General features: G+C 30.2%; 15 protein-coding genes. 2 read left to right on the top strand and 13 right to left on the bottom strand.

The genetic code is table 11. The features are described from left to right. Positions 1-9: 9 nt before the first annotated feature. Positions 10-420 carry a large conductance mechanosensitive channel protein MscL gene (mscL, locus tag KV700_RS12800; RefSeq protein ID WP_166383324.1) on the top strand — a complete coding sequence of 137 codons (411 nt, stop codon included), beginning with the start codon at positions 10-12 and terminating at the stop codon, positions 418-420. A gap of 73 nt (positions 421-493) precedes the next feature. Here the strand turns inward: mscL and truB are convergent, their stop codons facing one another. From truB to KV700_RS12765, 7 genes are all read right to left on the bottom strand, one after another. Further along, on the bottom strand, positions 494-1,198 hold the full coding sequence (gene truB, locus KV700_RS12795) for a tRNA pseudouridine(55) synthase TruB (RefSeq protein ID WP_166383326.1): 705 nt from the start codon (positions 1,196-1,198) through the stop codon (positions 494-496). 136 nt (positions 1,199-1,334) lie between these two features. Continuing rightward, complete coding sequence (locus tag KV700_RS12790) at positions 1,335-2,129, bottom strand: undecaprenyl-diphosphate phosphatase (RefSeq protein ID WP_166383328.1); 795 nt, start codon at positions 2,127-2,129, stop codon at positions 1,335-1,337. A 2-nt stretch (positions 2,130-2,131) separates the two neighbouring features. Further along, positions 2,132-2,374: a DUF3098 domain-containing protein gene (locus KV700_RS12785; RefSeq protein ID WP_166383330.1), complete on the bottom strand. Its 243-nt coding sequence runs from the start codon at positions 2,372-2,374 to the stop codon at positions 2,132-2,134. 4 nt (positions 2,375-2,378) lie between these two features. After that, positions 2,379-3,257, bottom strand: coding sequence for an ABC transporter permease (locus tag KV700_RS12780; protein ID WP_166383332.1), 879 nt, complete (start codon positions 3,255-3,257; stop codon positions 2,379-2,381). 58 nt (positions 3,258-3,315) lie between these two features. After that, complete coding sequence (gene mce, locus KV700_RS12775) at positions 3,316-3,732, bottom strand: methylmalonyl-CoA epimerase (protein WP_166383334.1); 417 nt, start codon at positions 3,730-3,732, stop codon at positions 3,316-3,318. Between the two features lie 53 nt (positions 3,733-3,785). Continuing rightward, positions 3,786-5,210, bottom strand: coding sequence for a DUF5689 domain-containing protein (locus KV700_RS12770; protein ID WP_218598113.1), 1,425 nt, complete (start codon positions 5,208-5,210; stop codon positions 3,786-3,788). A gap of 16 nt (positions 5,211-5,226) precedes the next feature. After that, on the bottom strand, positions 5,227-7,983 hold the full coding sequence (locus KV700_RS12765; protein WP_218598112.1) for a carboxypeptidase-like regulatory domain-containing protein: 2,757 nt from the start codon (positions 7,981-7,983) through the stop codon (positions 5,227-5,229). 133 nt (positions 7,984-8,116) lie between these two features. Between KV700_RS12765 and KV700_RS12760 the strand changes: the two genes are divergently transcribed. Continuing rightward, complete coding sequence (locus KV700_RS12760) at positions 8,117-9,181, top strand: endonuclease/exonuclease/phosphatase family protein (RefSeq protein ID WP_218598111.1); 1,065 nt, start codon at positions 8,117-8,119, stop codon at positions 9,179-9,181. A 685-nt stretch (positions 9,182-9,866) separates the two neighbouring features. Here the strand turns inward: KV700_RS12760 and KV700_RS12755 are convergent. The 6 genes from KV700_RS12755 to KV700_RS12730 all read right to left on the bottom strand — a co-directional run bounded on the left by KV700_RS12755 (position 9,867) and on the right by KV700_RS12730 (position 19,115). Further along, positions 9,867-11,390, bottom strand: coding sequence for a ribonuclease E/G (locus tag KV700_RS12755; protein ID WP_166383342.1), 1,524 nt, complete (start codon positions 11,388-11,390; stop codon positions 9,867-9,869). A 292-nt stretch (positions 11,391-11,682) separates the two neighbouring features. Next, complete coding sequence (locus KV700_RS12750; protein ID WP_036824254.1) at positions 11,683-11,973, bottom strand: HU family DNA-binding protein; 291 nt, start codon at positions 11,971-11,973, stop codon at positions 11,683-11,685. A gap of 179 nt (positions 11,974-12,152) precedes the next feature. Then, positions 12,153-13,418, bottom strand: a complete 1,266-nt coding sequence (locus KV700_RS12745; RefSeq protein ID WP_218598110.1) for a DUF4302 domain-containing protein — start codon at positions 13,416-13,418, stop codon at positions 12,153-12,155. 11 nt (positions 13,419-13,429) lie between these two features. Continuing rightward, positions 13,430-14,281, bottom strand: coding sequence for a substrate import-associated zinc metallohydrolase lipoprotein (locus KV700_RS12740; protein ID WP_218598109.1), 852 nt, complete (start codon positions 14,279-14,281; stop codon positions 13,430-13,432). A 2-nt stretch (positions 14,282-14,283) separates the two neighbouring features. Further along, positions 14,284-15,759, bottom strand: a complete 1,476-nt coding sequence (locus KV700_RS12735) for a RagB/SusD family nutrient uptake outer membrane protein (RefSeq protein WP_218598108.1) — start codon at positions 15,757-15,759, stop codon at positions 14,284-14,286. 20 nt (positions 15,760-15,779) lie between these two features. Then, the gene (locus KV700_RS12730; RefSeq protein ID WP_218598107.1) at positions 15,780-19,115 is read right to left on the bottom strand and encodes a SusC/RagA family TonB-linked outer membrane protein; all 3,336 of its coding nucleotides are present in this window, start codon (positions 19,113-19,115) and stop codon (positions 15,780-15,782) included. Between the last annotated feature and the right edge of the window lie 136 nt (positions 19,116-19,251).

Below are 19,251 nucleotides of genomic sequence, written 5' to 3'. Positions count from 1 at the left end.
CAAAGTAAAATGTTAAAAGAATTTAAAAAATTTATTACTGGTGGTAATGTAATTGAATTTGCTGTAGCCGTAATAATGGCAGGTGCAATAGGCCTAGTTGTAAAAGGATTTGTTAGTAATATTGTGATGCCAATTGTAGGTATATTTACAGGAGGAGTTAGTTTTTCTGACAAAAAATATGTTTTATCAGAAGCAGTTCTAGATGCAGCAGGAAAAGTTGCAACTCCAGAAAATGCAATTACATATGGTGCTTGGATTGATTCTATTATCAATTTAATTATTGTTGGTTTTGTTATGTTTATGATGATAAAAGGATACAACAACATGAAAAAGAAAGAAGAACCAGCTCCGGCAGCTCCAAAAGGACCAAGTCAAGAAGATTTATTAGCAGAAATTAGAGATTTATTAGCTAAAAAATAAGTTTTTACTTTTCAATATAATATAAAACCCAAGCATTTGCTTGGGTTTTTTATGCTTAAATAAATATTGTTTTTTAAGATTCTACAGAATTTGCTTTTAAATCTTCAATAAAACCTTCTACAGAGACTCCTTTTTCAACAGAAAAGTCACCAATTTTAGTTCTTCTTAATGCTGATAAATGTGCTCCTGAGTTTAAGGCCAATCCAAAATCGTATGCTAAAGAACGAATGTAAGTTCCTTTACTACAAACCACTCTAAATTCTACTTCTGGTAAATTTATTTTTGTGATTTCGAACTCTGTAATACTTACCGTTCTAGCGTTAATTTCTGTAGTTTCACCTTTTCTTGCTAACTCGTACAAACGCTTACCATCTTTCTTAATTGCAGAAAAAATAGGTGGTTTTTGCTGAATATCACCAATAAATTGCTTGGTAGTTTCACGTAACAATGTTTCTGTTATATGATCTGTCGTATAGGTATTATCTACTTCAGTTTCTAAATCGTAGCTAGGTGTGGTTGCCCCAATGGTAAACGTACCTGTATATTCTTTTTCCTGCCCTTGGTAGACATGTATTTCTTTTGTTTGCTTACCTGTACAAATAATTAATAAACCTGTAGCTAACGGATCTAAAGTACCTGCATGACCAACTTTAATTTTCTTAATATTAAACCGTTGTCTTATTTCCCAACGAAGTTTGTTAACTACTTGAAATGAGGTCCAATTTAAAGGTTTGTCTATTAATAAAACTTGACCATTTTTATACTCTTCTGCTGTCATAAACACAAAATTATTTCAAAGTGAATTCCTAAAAAGATTAAAGGATTCATAATTATAAAGAACCTGCTTTTCGCAGGATTAGTTCAACTATCAACTTTTATTACATTACTAAGTAATTAATAAAATTTGAGTGTCACTAATTTAAAAGAGCGTAACCAATAGCAATAAAACCTACAATAGCACAGTATAATGAGAAGTAAGATAACTTACTTTTTTTAACCAATGCAATCATCCATTTACAGGCTAATAAACCTGATAAAAAAGCAGCTACAAAACCAATTGAAATTGGTAACATTTCTGAAGATTGAAAACTTAAATCTCCACCTAATAAGTCTTTACCTATTTTACCAAAAATTAATGGAACTACCATTAAAAAAGAAAAACGTGCTGCTTTAGTTCTATCAATACCTAATAAAACAGAGGTAGAAATTGTTGCTCCAGATCTAGAAATACCTGGCAACATTGCAATTGCTTGAGAAATTCCAATTATTAATGAATTAGAAAATGTTACTTCTTTATTGGTGTTTTTTGCTTTATCTGCTAATAATAAAAGTACAGCAGTTACTAATAACATAACACCTACTAATAGAATTTTTCCTCCAAAAAAAGATTCTAATTCTTTTTCAAAAAGTAAACCAACTGCAACAGCAGGAATCATTGAAAGAATTATTTTTAAAGAAAACTTAGATTCATCATTCCATTTAAACTGAAACAACCCTTTAAATATTTCTGCTACCTCTTTTCTAAAAATAACCAAAGTACTTAATGCTGTTGCAAAATGTAATACCACCGTAAAGGTTAAACTTTCTTCTGGCACAGATGTGTCTCCTAAAATAACCTTAGCCAATTCTAAATGACCGCTTGAAGAAACTGGTAAAAACTCTGTTAACCCTTGTATAATACCTAAGATTATTGCTTCTAATATATCCATTTTTATTTTTTTGGATTTGCTAAAATAGCGTAAATTTCAATTCCTAAACCTATAATTACTAATGTTGGCGCTAAACGAATGCGTTGCCAATTGTAAATTTCTTCATTAAAAAATTCTGGATCATCACTTCCACCTCCTGCCATAAATATAAAACCTAAAGCAATAAAAATGAGACCAATAATCATAAAAGTATAATTTCTTTTACCAAATAAAAAAACTGGTTGTTCTGTAATTTCGTTTTTCATTGTATTAATAATAAAGTTCGTCTGTTTGTAAGTTTAAAAAACGTTGCGTTGCAAAGTAAGTACTAATCCAAGTAATTAAAAAGGCTGAAATTAAAACACCTCCAACTAAATATCCTAGTGTAACATAATCTTTTATCAAATGTAAACTAGGTGCAAGCTGATCTACATAATAAATAATAACACCTAAAGCTACAAGTGCTAAAAGAGCCCCTATAATACCTAATTTAATACTTTGCCAAATAAAAGGTCTTCTAATAAAACCTTTAGTAGCACCAACCATTTGCATGGTTTTAATATTAAAACGTTTAGAATAGATAGACAACCTAATAGAGCTATTAATTAATATCATTGCTATTAAACCAAAGAAACCACAAACTACCAATAGCCAAAAGCTAATTCGTTTAATGTTTTTTGTTAATAAATTAATTAAAGGTTTATCATAAGAAACATCAGATACAAAAGCATTTTTAAGAAAACGTGTTTCTAATTCTTGCATTTTTTCTGGTGTTACATAATCGGCTTTTAAGTAGATGTCTATTCCGTTTTTTAACGGATTCTCTCCTAAGAATTTTAAAAAATCTTCACCAATTTCTTCACTATACGTTTCTGCTGCTTTTTCTTTACTTGTATAAATAATTGTTCTTGTAAACTCTTCTTCTAATAAAGAATCTTTAAAATTGTTTCTGTTTTTAGTAGAAACATTATCTTTTAAAAACAAAGTTATCGCTACTTTTTCTTTTACTTTATTGGCAACAAAGGTAGATTTTAACAAAATTAACCCTAAAATACCGACCATAAAAAGCACTAAAGCTATACTTACTACTACTGATAAGTAAGAAGATAGCAGTCGTCGTTTTTGATAAGCATCAAATTTAGAAGACATATTATAGAATATTTTTTAAGCACGCAAGATAATAATTAGAATGCAGTTACCGTAACTGTTAGCAGTATTTTAACGAATCTATTTCTTGGCACAACTCAATAAGAACTCCATTGGTAGATTTTGGATGTAAAAATGCCACTAATTTGTTATCTGCTCCTTTTTTAGGTTCTTTATTTAAAACAATAAAACCTTCATTTTGAAGCCTTTTTATCTCTGCTTTAATATCTGAAACCGCAAAAGCAATATGATGAATTCCTTCACCTTTTTTTTCTATAAACTTAGCAATTGGACTTTCTGGGTTTGTAGCTTCTAACAATTCTATTTTATTAGGACCTGATTTAAAAAAAGAGGTTTTTACTCCTTCGGAAACAACTTCTTCGGTTTTGTAATGCGATACCCCTAAAAGTGCTGCATATAAGTTATTCGATTTTTCTAAATCTTTTACAGCAATGCCAATGTGTTCTATTTTATCCATTTTGTAAAAATAAGAAAACATCTGAATGATGTATACATCAAAAAAGTACAATATTATTCTTTAGCCACAACACTTACATTATCTAACTCATAAGTTCCATTAAAATTTTCATTGCCATTTCCAGTATATTTAAAAGCGATAAAAGCAGTACCTGAATAGGCAGATAAATCTAAATAGGTAGAATGCACCCAATTTTTAAAATTTTCTCCATCTGAAACAATTTTTGCTGGTAAGACAGTCCAACTTGCAGTATTTATATTTTTTTTGTTGCCATCAAAATTTGTAGAAATTAAAACTTGTAACTCACTGCCATTTCCAAAACTATTAGAAGTTTCAAAAGATAAAAACTCTTGAGATGTATTGTCTAAATTAATTCCGCCAGTAATTAACCAAGTAATAGTACTTTCATCTCCAGAGTTAATAGAATTAACTCTAGCAGCTTTACTTTGCGCATAAGTATCCGTATAAGATCTCCAAGATTTTGTACCTTCTTCTCTTAAGTTAATCCAATTTAAAACATCAATATCTCCAGATTCAGTATCAAAATTTTCTGATAATAAAATTGTCGAATATTCTTCTGCTGGTAGCGGTGTACACCTTTCATCATTCATAACAACACCCTTGCTATCATTTAAAACAAGTACAATTAAATCACCTTTAAAATCTTTAGAAACAATCGCATTTATAGTACCTGCTTTTTCTGGCAAAGTTTCGCTTGAAAAACGAGAAAAAGAACTTGTCTCTAACAATAAATCATCATAGCCCAAGCCTAAACAAGTTTGAATTTTACGTTGTGTATCAAAATCTTCTACGGGATCTACATAAGATGTACCTAATAATTTGACATCGAAAAAAACATTTTCTAGCGTTATAAAAGTCCCGATATCAGAGGCATTAATTCCTCCAAAAGCAATTAATTTGGGTATAATTTCTGCTGTAGTTTCTGTTCTATAAATATGATTCGGAATTTGATTTGAAGTAACATTTTCAATCTCCATAAGGTCTGTAGCGCTAATTTTTCCACCTATGGTAATATTACCATCTCCAGAATTTGTTTCGCCAACATATAAACCTTTTAAGCGAATGTAAACCTCTCTACCAATATTAAATTTATTATAACTATTACTTAAATTTAAAGCAACTCTTATACCTGCTGTTGGGTTTTCTGGAGCATCTTGCATATAAAATTCTTTATAAAAATTACCTGATTTATCCGAAGAAACTACATATCCTTTAACCACTATATTTGAAGTAATTTCTAACGGATCATTACCAATTATGTAAAGCTCTTTTAGTTGTTTTATTGTTTTTAATTGAAGCATTCCAATAGAAATACTATCTAAAAGATCACTTACAGCTTCATTTTCTTCATTACCTAAACTTTCTGGGACTCTAAAATCTGTATCGTCAGCACAGGTAACAAATAAAATACTTACTATAAGCGCTATAACTATTGTAATTATCCTTTTCTTTTTCATCTATAATTTTTTTTTCTTAAAATGACACACTTACATTCATAAAATAAGTTGCGCCTCTACCATACCAATACTTATTACCAAAAACAGGTTTATCTAAAGACTTATCTTCTAATAATTGTCTGTAATTGGCATTTCTTCCTTGTTCAAATCCGCCAGATTTATAAGTTTTATTCAATAAATTATTTACAGTAGCAAAAAAACTGATGTAATAACCGTTGATAAGAAAAGATTTTCCTCCAACTAAATTTACTACCGAATAATTATCGAATTTTTCTTGAGATAAAAGTCTTTTAGCAATCTCATTGTCATATTCTAAAAAAGGCAACCCATCATTATCTGTATAAAAATTTTGAGATCTATTTAAAGGCGAAATATCTATAAATGTGTTGCTAAAATAATTAAGTGTTGCTCCACACCACCAATATGATGGATCTCTATATTCAAACCCAACGGAATACGCATTTTGAGGTCCGGCAGCTAATTTGTAATTCTGAAGGTTTGTGGTTCCAAAATCTTTAAATCCGTTTACAAAACCTGCTGATAAAGATTCTGTATCTGCTTCTGTTGTTAAGTATAAATTAGGATTATTATCATACGTAAACTGACCAATAGCAGCAGCTCCTTTTAAATTTAAAGTAGCTGTAATTTGAGCTTCCAAACCTAATTCTAGTCCCAAATGTTTTTTGTTAATTCCACTTAGAATTTCTTGTACAAAAGCAGTATTATCACCACCAACACCATCTGCAAAATAAAACGAAATCTCTGTAGCATCTTTTACAGAAGTGTAATATGCAGTAACTTTAGATGTAATAATCGGACTTCTAAAAACATAACTGATATCTGTAGAAAGCGTTTTTTCACTTTGTAAATCTAAAACCACATTGTTATTTTCTCTAGAGTTAGAAAACGTATTTCTAGTGGTAGGTGCAGCCGTTATATACGCAGCGTTTACATCAATTAAATGACGACCTGTAATTTTATAGGTTACTCCTGTTTTAAATCTATAATTTATAAATTTTTGTGCTTCAGACATTCCTAAAGAATTCTCAGAAAAACTACCATTTTTATACAAACCCTCTCGTTGATGTGTTGTACTAGAAACATTTAAAGCAGCATAAAAATCTGTTTTATTATATCTAAATTGAGCTTGTGTAAAAGCAGCAATAATAGTAGAGTTTATATTGAAATTATACTTAAATTCATCTCCTTCGCCTACTATTCTATTCGGATTTAGAAGATCGTTTTGTTTCTCGTTTACAGTTGCACCAAAAGGATCGATATCTAAATATCCTTCTCCACCTAACAAATCGATAACAGATGCAAAATTATGAGAACGCAGTTGTTTGTATTCCAATTTTCCGTTGACAGAAATATGGTCATCTATTTCTGTATTTAAAATAGTATTTATGGTAAATTGCTTGTCATCATTTCTATCTTCATATAAAACATAAGCATTTTCTAAACCTGAATTTTTATTTGTCCTATTCGCATCAAAAACCCGATTCCAATTTATTTGTCCGTCGTTTTTAAAATTATTTTCAGCATCATACGCACCTTCAAAATCGTCATATCTTAAAAAATAACTTGGCAAATTTTGATAATAAGCAGCACTCGGATTAGAACCTCCGTTATAATCTATTCTACTATTACCAATCTTCCCAAACTGATACGACACATTTGTGTTTACAGAAGTTTTTTCTGAAATATTCCAATAATGATTCAACATTAAAATAGGTTCACTGACTTCTTTTATTCTAGAATTTCTCTTTTCTCCATTTAAAAAACCCCAATAATCATTGTATTTTATTCCTTTTAAATCAAAGACTTCTTGTGTATTTGGTGATGATTTCCCTCTTCTATTTGGCGTAAAAATTCCCGTAAAATTAATACTACTTTTATCACTTAACTTTTTTTCGATGGATGTAAAAAAAGAATATGCTTTGTAAGAAGTTGCGTCATTAAAGCCTTCATTACCTAGTCTAATACTGCCAGAAAAAGTAAAAGCCCAGTTGTTTTTTAACATTCCGGTAGCATACGTTGCCATCATTCTATGCTGATAACTTCTGTTAGATGAAGAGTAAGAAACTCTTATTCCTGGTCTTTGTTCTGAAGCTCTGGTATTCATATTTGTTGATCCTAAAAGCCCGCCAAAAGTAACATCAGAAGGTGTTAATCCGTTTCTAAATTCTTGGTTTCTTAAGACATCATTTAAACCTCCCCAATTTCCCCATTGTGCTCTACCATCATAGATTTTATTCATTTCTATGCCGTTAATTAACACTTTACCGTTTCCAGAATCTAATCCTTTTATCTTAAAAAAGGAAGAACTAAATTCATAAGCAGCAGTTCTAAGAAAAATATCTTTTGATGCTTGTAGTAGTCCAGAAATATTATCAGCAGAACTAGCATCGTCATTTAATTCATCATCAGATAAAGTAATTAAACTTAAATCTTGTTGCTCTATAATATTTTTAACTAAAAAGATACTTCCTAAATTTAAAGTATTGTCCGAGAGTTCTATGGGTATATTTTGAGTTTCGAAACCAATCATTTTTAATTCTAAAATAGCTTTTCTATTTTGGAAATTCTTAATTATAAAATTACCTTTTAAGTCTGTAGTTTTACTTATATCTGTATTTTTTAAGGTAACTAAAACACCTTTAAGTGGTTTTTTAGAATTGTTTTCTAAAACAATTCCTTTTACTGTACTTTGCCCATTAACCTCAATAAAAGAAGCTAACAACAAACAAGTTGCCATAACAATTTTTTTCATAAATAAGGGGTATTCTAATTTTTCTTTTGCACTTAAAGTTAGTCAAAAAAAATTAAAGCACTGAATTTCAAGTACTCTTAACTCATAAAACAACTTTAGTTTCTTACTTTTACTACTTTATAAAAACACTAAAATGAGTAAGAAAATATTTTTTATTTTTATTTTTTCGCTAACAATTACGGTATGTAATTCTCAGAAAAACGAAAAAAAATATAACATTAGAACCATTGCTTTTTACAATCTAGAAAACTTATTTGACACGATTAACGATGTAAATAAGAATGACGAAGCAAGCCCAATAATGGAGTTAAAATCGAATAGATCTAAGGTTTATTGGGATAAAATTGAAAAGCTAAGCAGTACCATAGCTCAAATTGGTGCTGATAAATCAAAAACTAGTCCTGCTATTATTGGTGTCTCTGAAGTAGAAAATCTAAATGTTTTAGAAGATTTAATACATTCTAAACATTTGATAAAGAATGATTACGGAATTATACATTATGATTCTCCCGATAAAAGAGGTATAGATGTGGCTTTGTTATATCAAAAAAAATACTTTAACCCTATTTATCACGAAGCCTTTAATCCTAAAATTTTTAAAGACAACTACCCAGTTTACACAAGAGATCAGCTATTGGTTTCTGGTTATTTAGATGATGAATTAATACATATTATTGTAAACCATTGGCCCTCTAGAAGGGGTGGTGAAGCTGCGAGCAGGCCAAATAGAGAAAAAGCGGCTTACCAGAATACTAAAATTATAGCGCAGGTTAGAGAACAGGATGCCAATGCTAAAATATTAATTATGGGCGATTTTAATGATGACCCTAATAATTCTAGTTTTAAAAATGTACTAAAGACTAAAAGCAGAAAAAAAGAAGTAGCAGAAGGAGATTTATATAACCCATATGAAGACATGTTTCGCAGAGGATTTAATACCTTAAAGTATAGAGATAAAATAAACTTATTTGATATGATTTTCTTTACGTCTCCTTTACTAGATAAAGGTGATAAAGATTTTTCTACTTATAAAATGTACAAGGCAATGATTTTTAATAAACGCTTTTTAACCACTAAAAAGGGTAAATATAAAGGGTATCCTTTTAGAAGTTTTTCTAGCGGAAATTACACAGGTGGCTACTCTGATCATTATCCTGTTTATTTGTATTTGATTAAAGAAGCGAAACAGAATAAATAATTGCAACGTTATTCTTAGCGTTCAGTTTTGCTACACAATTTTGTCTTTTCGACCATTTTGGGAGAAATCCCATGAAGTTCCTCTGTTTTGCGTTAGCTTCTTTATGTGATTTCTCCTAATGTTGGATGATAAGTTGGGGGGATTTATTAGCGTTCAGTTTTGCTACACAGTTTTGTCATTTCGACCCTTTTGGGAGAAATCTCATGAAGTTGTTCTGTTTTGCGTTAGCTTCTTTATGTGATTTCTCCTAACATCGAAATGACAATTGTGGTGGTTTACTAATACGTTATCACTGTTATGAGACTTCTCTTTGCTTTCGAAGTGACAAGTGTTGCAGTGTACTGTTATGAGATAACGATCATGTGATTTCTCCTAACGGCGGATGACAATTGTGGGTGATTTACTGCTGTATTATTACCGTTATGAGACTTCTCTTTGCTTAGAAATAGCTAGGTGTTTTTTAAAATAACTACTCTATCTATTTCTCTATATGCGTTAAGGATAGAGCAATTGTTTGAGCTCTTTTTTATTCTTTTTCTGAATAAAAAAAGCGAGTGCGAAAGCCTGACCCTTGTGGTAACGCCCAAAGAATTACCAAAATCTTATAAAACACAAAACCCCGAAACATAAATGTTTCGGGGTTTTTTGATAAAAAATTATTGCCTTTATACTATAATATTTAAAACTATTTAGATTTAAATTTATAATTTAAGTATGTGTAAGCGTCACGAGGTATAATTGTAATCCACTTTTTGTGTTTTAAATACCATTTAAAACGAATAGAATTTACTCCTTTTGTTAGATAAGATGCAATAAAAGGGTGTACATTTAATTGTACTTTTCCTGCTTTAGAGGTTGACATAAACTTCTCTAAATCTGCTTCTATTTTGTCTAACAAAACAATAGGTGCTTCTACTTCTCCATTAATATTTGGGTTGGCTTCGGTAGTTTTTATACTTAACTCGGGTCTTACCCTTTGTCTTGTAATTTGTACCAATCCAAACTTACTTGGAGGTAATATTTTGTGCTTTGTTCTATCTAAAGCCATTTGATCTTTTAAATGCTGAAACAGTTTATTTCTATTTTCTGCTTTGTGCATATCAATAAAATCTACAACTATAATACCTCCCATATCACGCAGTTGTAACTGTCGTGCTATTTCTGTAGCTGAAATTAGATTTACTTCTAATGCAGTGTCTTCTTGAGAACCAGCTTTATTAGAACGGTTTCCGCTATTTACATCAATAACGTGTAATGCTTCTGTGTGCTCTATAACTAAATAGGCACCTTTACTCATAGAAACTGTTTTACCAAACGATGTTTTAATTTGCCTTTCAATTCCGTATTTTTCAAAAATAGGAGTCTCAGATTTGTGTAATTTTACAATTTTTTCCTTTTCGGGATAAATTTCTTGTAAATACTCTTTTATTTCTTCTTTCAAAGTTTCATCATTTGTTACAATACTAGTAAAAGAATCATTCATAACATCTCTTAAGATAGAGGATGCTCTGTTTAACTCGCTTAAAATTTTTGTTGGTGTGTTTGTATTAGGTATACTTTTACACATTCTTACCCAACGTTCTAATGAGTTTTGCAAATCTTTATCTAGTTCTGCTACTTTTTTGCCTTCGGCAACAGTTCTTAAAATAACACCAAACCCTTTTGGCTTAATGCTTTTTGCTAATCTTTTTAAACGTTCTTTTTCTTTTGGGTCTGCTATTTTTTGAGAAACAGAAACTCGGTTAGAAAAAGGAACTAAAACCAAAAATCTACCTGCTATGGACAACTCTGAACTTAATCGTGGTCCTTTTGTAGAAATTGGTTCTTTTACTATTTGTACTAATAGGTTTTGCCCTGTTTTTAGTACTTGGTTAATACTACCGTCTTTGTTGATATCTTCCTCTTTTTGGAAGCTCTTTAAAGTGAATTCTTTATACTTACCTGTGCTTACTTTCTTAATGAACGAATTTAATGAGTTTACTTGCGCACCTAAATCATGATAATGTAAAAACCCGTCTTTTGGGTATCCTACATTTACAAAGGCTGCATTTAAACCAGTTAAAACTTTTCCTATTTTGGCTAAAAATATATCGCCAACCGAGAATTTGTTATCACTAGTTTCATTATTTAATTCAATAAGTTTTCCATCTCTTAATAAGGCAAAATCAATATCAGATGAATTTGAACGAATTATTAATTCTGTTTTCATGCTGAAATGGTTTTAACTCTACACATAATTGTGCAGATGGGATTAATATTGTCAGGTATTTGTAATACCGTGTGAGATTATTTAATCTCTTATGTCAATGAACTTTTTTCTTTTCGTTATACAATAAACGAAAAAGTAAGCGGATGCTTACTTTTTCTTCTTGTGTCTATTTGCTCTTGCTCTTTTCTTTCTCTTGTGTGTAGAGATCTTAGCTCTTTTTCTTTTTTTACCGCTTGGCATAATGTTTAGAATTTTTAAATCTGTTAAGATTTAGATTAATATTGTGTGTTTGTTACTTTACTACTACTTTACTTTTCACTCCTTCAGTAAAAGTTTTTGCCGGTTTAAAGGCTGGAATATTGTGTGCTGGAATCTTAATTGTAGTATTCTTAGAAATATTTCTACCTGTCTTTTCTGCTCTTGTTTTGATAATAAAACTACCAAAACCTCTCAAATAAACGTTGTCGCCATTTTCTAATGCATCTTTCACTTCAGTCATGAATGCCTCTACAGTTGCTAAAACATCTGTTTTTTCGATTCCTGATTTATCTGAAATTTTTGATACGATATCTGCTTTCGTCATGTCTCTATTTTTACTATATTTTTATTAATTTACTTTCAAAAATGCGGATGCAAATATATGATAATTAATCAATTCGAAGAAATAAACGTTATTAAAGTTGCAATTAAAATTATTTAAATAAAAAAGCCTTAGATTTTCTAGAAAACCTAAGACTTTTTTTAGAATTATAAGTACGCTAATTATCTTCTAATAATAAACCAAACATCTGGATTTGCAACACTAGTTAATTTAACTACTGTTGGATCTGTAGTAGATGATGCTTCTACAGAATAAGGTGCATTATCTACAATTAAAGCTACCATAGGGTCTAGATAAGTAAAGAAACTCCAGTTAGTACCTGGACCTGTTCTTGATATGTTTAATAAGTTAGAATTACCAAAAACACCCGCAAAAGATAGGTTATACCTACCAATAAATGCTGACGTAGGACTAACATTATAAATCAATATGCTTGAATCAGTACCATCAAAATTTGTAACAGTACCAAAATCCATAGTAGTACCTAATGTCCAATTTCTTGCAGCAAGACTAGCATTATAAATTTCTACAAAAGTATTAAAAAACGTATCAGAAACTTCTCCTACACCAACAACGTTTATTGCAAATTGTTCATTAATATTAAAAGGAGCTGTTAAAATTGATATAGAAAATTCACCATCTTCAGATACAAACTTATTTCTTGCATCATTTAACGTAAAATTAGAATACCCATTACCATTATCTGCTATGATTGCAGGACTTATAGTAATACCTGTTGGCGTGTAACCAATTCCAAAATCTGTATCATTAATTTGTGTATCTAAGTTAGAAACAAACCTTCTAGCATTATTAAAACTAAAAAAATTAATATCTCCACCAACTTCATAAGCTAACTGACCAGAAATAGCACTTACGATAGTATTATTTTTACTTAAATCACTCCAGTCAGCAGAAGTAGCTTTTTTAAATATAACCTCATTAAAACCTCTATTTGCTCTAAAGATAATATTATCTCCATCTGTACCATAATACAAGAATTCAAAGCTTCCTAAATATCCTTGACCAGTTAAATCGGCATCAGGAGCATTATTAGAGTCTGATAATTCGTGTATTTTATTTCTGGTTGTAAAAGTAAGTTTTACCGTAGATCCAAGGGTAACATCCCATTCACTAGCCGTTCTTGTTCCTTGAGTTGAACCAAAGTCAGAATCCATTTCTACTGTTTTGTCTCCAGTAAAATCCATTAAATACGTATATCCTCCTAATTGAGAATCATCTGTAAAATAGGTTACTTTCCATCCATCTTCAGAAGACTGAAGCAACTCTCTTAAATCTTCTTTTTGCTTAGTTAACCTAACTGATGGTACCTCATTAAAAACTTCATCAGGATCATTATTTGTTGTACATGCATTTAAAATAAAAAATGCAACAGCAATAAGACTTATTTTATTTATAATTTGTTTCATTTGTTTCATTTTTAATTTAATACTTTTAATACATTCTCTGCTGCAACTCTTTGAAGCTCATAAATATCTATATCAAATTCTGATTTAAAATAAGTAACTACAAGCGCTTCTTTTGCTCTAATATCAGTCTTTGCTTGTTCACTTGTTATTGCATCAATAATTGCATTATAACTTGCATTATCATTAGAAAGCAATGCAGTAACCATCTCTGCAAAATCTTCTGTTTCATTAGATCTCGCGTAGTCTGATATAAACCCTAATTCTCTTGCTTCAGCAATAGAGCTATTAAACCATTGAGCGGTATAACCAGAAGGGGTTATTTGTTCAAAAGTTTCTTCATCAAAAGGTACTGTTTGATTGATAATGTGTGTGTACTCATGTTGTATTGTTGATACAAATCTAATTAATTGATTTCTATCTTTTAGATCTACTAAATCTGTATTAAAAAAAGTAATTCTTTTACCCCCTTCTGCAAGACCTAATGTAATAGTTCCTGAAGGGTTTAAATTGATACCTCCTATTAATAAAATTTCTCTAGGTGCTATTAATTTTACAAAATCATCACCAGCTACTTCTCTATAAGTTTCCAACCAAATAGCTTTCACTGCTTCCATTGCAGGCTTTACTTTTTCTACTGTTGGAGGAAACAAATATCTATTAAAATCTACTCTATTTTCATTCCAATTATAAAACACCTCAATATTGTAAGGAGAAGTATAATTACCTCTTAACCAAATATCTGTAGCGTTTAAAGAGGGTGTTTCTGTGTCTAAATTACTCTCTGTTAAAGTATCTTCTGTTTTTGCACAAGAGATAGCTAGTGTTAGAAAGACGAATGCTATTAAAATATATATATATCTCATAATTATCTAGGATTAGGTGTTACACCAAAATTTTGTGCTGTTAATGGTATTTGTAATTCTTTTCGCTTATCTTCTTTTGTTAATACTATAGGAGAGTTATTAAATGAATGTGTAACTTCTAATTGAAATCTTTTTACATCAAACCATCTCAAACCTTCATGATAATATTCTCTTCTTTTAAAATCTGCAATACCTTTTATAAATGATGTTTGCGTATCATTTAAAGTATAGAACGGCGTAAACTCATTTTCTATTACAGGGTATCTAGAAGTCAGATCAGACTCTTCTAGTATATCTGTTGCGGCATTAAAGTTTGCAGTTTTTAATGATAAAAAAGATGTTAAATCGCTTAAAGATGCTGCATAATTTTCTTTCATAGCATAAGCTTCTGCTCTGTTTAATAAAACTTCATCTTTATCAAATAAAACAATACCTAAATAAGGTAGACCTGTACCCGCACTTTGATTTGTTATTTTAAAATATTCATCAAATTTTGGTAAGTTATATACCTCATCATTTCCAAATACTCTATAAGCCCAAGCTTTACCAAAAGGATTTCCACTACCTCCAAAAAAGAATTGACTTGCAAGATTAGAACTTAAACCAAACCTAGAACTCGCAAACTTACGTGCCCATAAAGATGAAGTTGAACTTAATAATAAATTTGTTCTATCTAAAGCACTACCATATGTTCTAGCTGTTTCTGAATAAGATAAACTACCATACGCAACGTCATCTCTAATCTCTGTTTGTGGATTAGAAATAACTTTAGAAGCATATAATATTACATTATCCCAATCTCCCTTATATAAATAAAACCTTGTTGCAAATGCATTGGCAGCATCTTTGGTAAAATGAAATTTAGGTTCTTTATATTCATTTTTTACAAGCCTTAAACCTTCTGTTAAATCTTTTTCAATTAGGTCGTATACTTCTTGTACTGTATTTCTTGTATATTCTTGTATTAATGCTGTTTCTGGACTTATCACGTAAGGCACTCCTAAATCTGAACTTGCTGTAGCAGGATTATAGGTTTTTCCCCAAAATGTTACTAACATAAAATGTGCATACGCTCTTGCTAAAAGTGCTTCTCCTTTTTGTGCATCTAAATTTATAGAACCAGAAAGTTCTTCTATAGACGCTAAGGCTTGGTTTGCTTGAGCAATTGCTTCATATGTATTATTCCAAAAGAATACTGGTGCATCTCTGTCTGTTTCTAAATTAGAATCTTGCCATTGATACATTTCAAGATCTAATTGATCTCCTCCATTTACAAATTTTTCACTTGCATTATCAGACATTAACTCTGCTATTAACATATAGTTTGCTTCCGTATAAGCCCCTGTAGTTAATGCTGCTATTTTATCTGCAGAATCAATATTAGTCCTATTATCCGGTAGCTCGGTTAAATAACCTTCACACCCTAAAAAAGAGAAAATGAAGATATAAAGTAAAATATTAAATTTATTTTTTAACATGTTTTATTTTTTAAGATTAATTATATACTAAGATTTAACGACATTGTGAATTGTCTTCTTATAGGAAGAGCAACACCCCCTGTATTATAAAACTCTGGATCTTGTCCATTTAATGCAGAATCTGAATAAATTAGGAACAAGTTAGTACCTTGAAATCTTACGCTAAAAGAAGAAAGACCTAGTTTATCGGTTAATTGCTTATTAAACGAATACCCTAAAGCAATGTTTTTCATTCTTAAGAAATCTCCGTCTGCAACACGAGCAGTTGAATAATTATAAGCATTGTAAGCTACATTTAAATTATTAATAGTTGCTTGTTGTTGTGCACTAGCAATAACAGGAATATTTGTAAAATTCTCATCTCCAGGAACCGTCCATCTATTTACAAAATCTTTAGAAAAAACATCTAAATCTGAATATTGACTAGAGTATAAAGGGTTTAAACGCACTTTATTACCACCAGACCCAGTTATTAAAACATCTAAACTCCAATTTTTATACTTGAAATTATTTGAAAAACCTCCAGAAATATTAGGATCTACAGACCCCTCAAAAACTAAATAATCTGTAACATCTACAGAATTTTGAAAATCAACCCCTGTTGTAACATCAGATCCTTCTGGAAGTCCAAATGTTGGAAAACCTCTACTATCTAAACCATCAAACTTAAAAGAAAACAATGAATTAATTGGGTATCCTTCTATATTACCACCTGTTTGATCTACTAAACCTAATGCAATAGGCGTATTTTCTAGTTTTGTTATTTTTTGATCATAATAAGAAACATTTAAAGATGAAGTCCATTTAAAATTTCCTGTATCTATATTGGTTGTCGTCAAACCAAGTTCAAAACCATCTGTAGTAACATCTGCGTTATTACCTTGTTTTATAAATTGTCCTCCAATACCAGAAGTTCTAACAAAATCTACGTTATCAAAAATATCTCTAAAATAAACATCTGCTGTTAAAAACACTTTATTATTAAATAATCCTAAATCTAGTCCAAGATTTAATTCATATTGTTTTTCCCAAGTCAATTCAGAGTTTTGTAAATCACTTATATTTAGATATGTTTCTCTGTCTCCAGGAATTAATCTATTGCTAATTAAACTTTGAAATATTGCTGCAGCATTGGTAGCAGAACCTGGCGTTGCTACTAAACCATAAGAACCTCTAACCGCTAAATTACTAACAGTATTAGAATCTTGAAGAAAATCTTCATTGGTAGCATTCCATTTAGCACTTACAGAACCTGTAGGTAACCATCTAGAACTTGATGTTTGCCCTTGTCTATTAGAACCATCATATCTTCCTGTTAAAGAAAATATATATCTATCATCATAACCATAAGTAGCTTTACCAAAAAAAGCAACTGTTCTTTCTCTTTCATTGTTAAGTGCAAAATAATTATCACCTTCAGTAATTATTTTCTCTAATACCCTAGGATCCGTGAAAGGCACATATCCATTTTCGTATTGTAAACCATAACCTGTAAAATCTGTGCTACTTCTATCTACATATCTCAACTCCTGCCCTAACAAAACATTTAACTCATGTTTGTCCTTAAATATATTATTGTAATTAAAACTATTTCTTAAATAATAAGTAGTTAAAAAATTGTCGTTTTTATTATAAATACCTCCTTCTCCCAAAACTGGCACAGGAGTAGCATTTGGATTTTCTGGATCTGTAAATAAAAAGATATTAGCATCTCTTACTATAGTTGTTTCATTCGCATTATATGCTTTTATAACATTAGAGTTTTCTTTTACATTGTGTTCTCTAACACTATTTACATATCTAGCAGCAGAATTAAAATCATAAGTTATATGTTCTGATAATTTATATGAAGCATCTATTTGAAAACGGATATCTCTTAAATTTAAATCTATATAATTATTTTCTATTTCTTCTAAAATATTAAAATCTGCCCAGTTATTACGGTAATATTCCAAATTACCGTTAGCATCTCTTGGTCTTAAAGTTCTAGAAGTATTTAAAGCATAACTAAATGGATTGATATCAAAATCTCTAGAAACATCTCCAGAAACATTATCTGTCTGACGCTCAAATGTTCCTGGCGCTCTTTGCTCTCTTATAGAAGCATTAGAAGACAGTGTTAAATTAAATTTATCTGAAAAGTAAAAAGTGTTTTTTAAATTAAATGTTAATCTATTTACGTTTTCTGCAACAGACCACCCTGGATCATTAAAAAAACTTACAGAAGCATACATTGCACTCTTTTCTCCACCACCAGAAAAACTTAAAGAATGATTTTGAGTTAAAGACTGTCTAAACAGTTTTTTAAACCAATCTGTATTCCCTAACTCATATTGTTGTAAAAAACTATTTCTAGCTTCTGGTGTGTTTTCAAGTAAAAACCTTCCAGTTTCAGGATTATACGTATTTGTTCTATTTGCCATAATAGCATAAACCCCTCCATATCTTGCTTGCGCTACACTCGGTAACTCTAAGAATCCTTTAGCTTCTAATTCTTTTAGAATACTTAAATTCTCTTTAGAATCTAAAATATCATATTGAGAATAAGATGGTAAATCTCTTACTGTTTGCTCTAAAGAGTAAGTTACTTTTAAGGGAGATGATTTTCTACCACTCTTTGTCGTTATAACAACAACACCATTTCTTGCACGCGCTCCATAAAGAGATGTAGCAGATGCATCTTTTAAAATATCAATTTTTCTTATATCATTTGCATTTACACCTGCAATAGAAGAACTTATTAAAGTTTCAGCATTTCCAGAAGATAACTGATCTAAATTAGCCTCCACAATATCTTCTTGCACTACACCATCTATAACATATAATGGAGCATTATTACCAAATATTGAAGAAGACCCTCTAATAGTAATCTTTGGAGCAGCACCAAAAGTACCAGAAATATTCTGTATACTTACACCAGGTGTTCTTCCTTCTAACATTCTAGCAACATCTATAACACCATCAATTTTTACATCTTCCATTCTTATAGTACTTGCAGCACCTGTAAAAGATTTTTTATTGATTTTATCATAACCAGTTGTAATTACAATTTCATTTAAAGACTGTTCATCTTCTTCAAGAATTACATTAACAGTATCTCCATTAACAACCTTCTCTATGGTTTTCATTCCTAAGTACCTAAAAACAAGTACATCTCCATTATTTGCGATAATAGTAAATTTACCATCAAAGTCAGTTTCTACACCTTTTTTTAATGTTTTATTAACAACGGAAACCCCCGGTAGAACACCTGTTTTATCTGAAACAGTTCCAGAGATTTTTTTATCTTGCGCAAAAGTCATTTGCACCACAAACGCTAAAAACAGCGTTAGAATAAAGTTTGTTTTTAATTTCATTTATATTCTATTTGAATTAATTTATGTAAACATCATAATTAATTGTTAATAAAGCAAGATAAATGCTAATTTTAACAACGATAATGTTAATAATTACCAAATTAGTTAAAACGCAATATGAATTTTAACATAACAC

Origin of the sequence: Polaribacter sp. NJDZ03 (assembly GCF_019263805.1) — a bacterium.
Taxonomy (GTDB): Bacteria; Bacteroidota; Bacteroidia; order Flavobacteriales; family Flavobacteriaceae; genus Polaribacter.
Note: the sequence above shows the minus strand (reverse complement) of the source record. Positions and strands in the feature narration are given on the sequence as shown.

What these genes read in the sequence shown, in the direction of transcription:
- truB (WP_166383326.1), bottom strand. Translation starts at nt 1,198, where the DNA reads ATGACAGCAGAAGAGTATAAAAATGGTCAAGTTTTATTAATAGACAAA.
- KV700_RS12730 (WP_218598107.1), bottom strand. Translation starts at nt 19,115, where the DNA reads ATGAAATTAAAAACAAACTTTATTCTAACGCTGTTTTTAGCGTTTGTG.
- mscL (WP_166383324.1), top strand. Translation starts at nt 10, where the DNA reads ATGTTAAAAGAATTTAAAAAATTTATTACTGGTGGTAATGTAATTGAA.
- KV700_RS12770 (WP_218598113.1), bottom strand. Translation starts at nt 5,210, where the DNA reads ATGAAAAAGAAAAGGATAATTACAATAGTTATAGCGCTTATAGTAAGT.
- KV700_RS12745 (WP_218598110.1), bottom strand. Translation starts at nt 13,418, where the DNA reads ATGAAACAAATTATAAATAAAATAAGTCTTATTGCTGTTGCATTTTTT.
- KV700_RS12755 (WP_166383342.1), bottom strand. Translation starts at nt 11,390, where the DNA reads ATGAAAACAGAATTAATAATTCGTTCAAATTCATCTGATATTGATTTT.
- KV700_RS12750 (WP_036824254.1), bottom strand. Translation starts at nt 11,973, where the DNA reads ATGACGAAAGCAGATATCGTATCAAAAATTTCAGATAAATCAGGAATC.
- KV700_RS12790 (WP_166383328.1), bottom strand. Translation starts at nt 2,129, where the DNA reads ATGGATATATTAGAAGCAATAATCTTAGGTATTATACAAGGGTTAACA.
- KV700_RS12780 (WP_166383332.1), bottom strand. Translation starts at nt 3,257, where the DNA reads ATGTCTTCTAAATTTGATGCTTATCAAAAACGACGACTGCTATCTTCT.
- KV700_RS12785 (WP_166383330.1), bottom strand. Translation starts at nt 2,374, where the DNA reads ATGAAAAACGAAATTACAGAACAACCAGTTTTTTTATTTGGTAAAAGA.
- KV700_RS12760 (WP_218598111.1), top strand. Translation starts at nt 8,117, where the DNA reads ATGAGTAAGAAAATATTTTTTATTTTTATTTTTTCGCTAACAATTACG.
- KV700_RS12765 (WP_218598112.1), bottom strand. Translation starts at nt 7,983, where the DNA reads ATGAAAAAAATTGTTATGGCAACTTGTTTGTTGTTAGCTTCTTTTATT.
- KV700_RS12740 (WP_218598109.1), bottom strand. Translation starts at nt 14,281, where the DNA reads ATGAGATATATATATATTTTAATAGCATTCGTCTTTCTAACACTAGCT.
- mce (WP_166383334.1), bottom strand. Translation starts at nt 3,732, where the DNA reads ATGGATAAAATAGAACACATTGGCATTGCTGTAAAAGATTTAGAAAAA.
- KV700_RS12735 (WP_218598108.1), bottom strand. Translation starts at nt 15,759, where the DNA reads ATGTTAAAAAATAAATTTAATATTTTACTTTATATCTTCATTTTCTCT.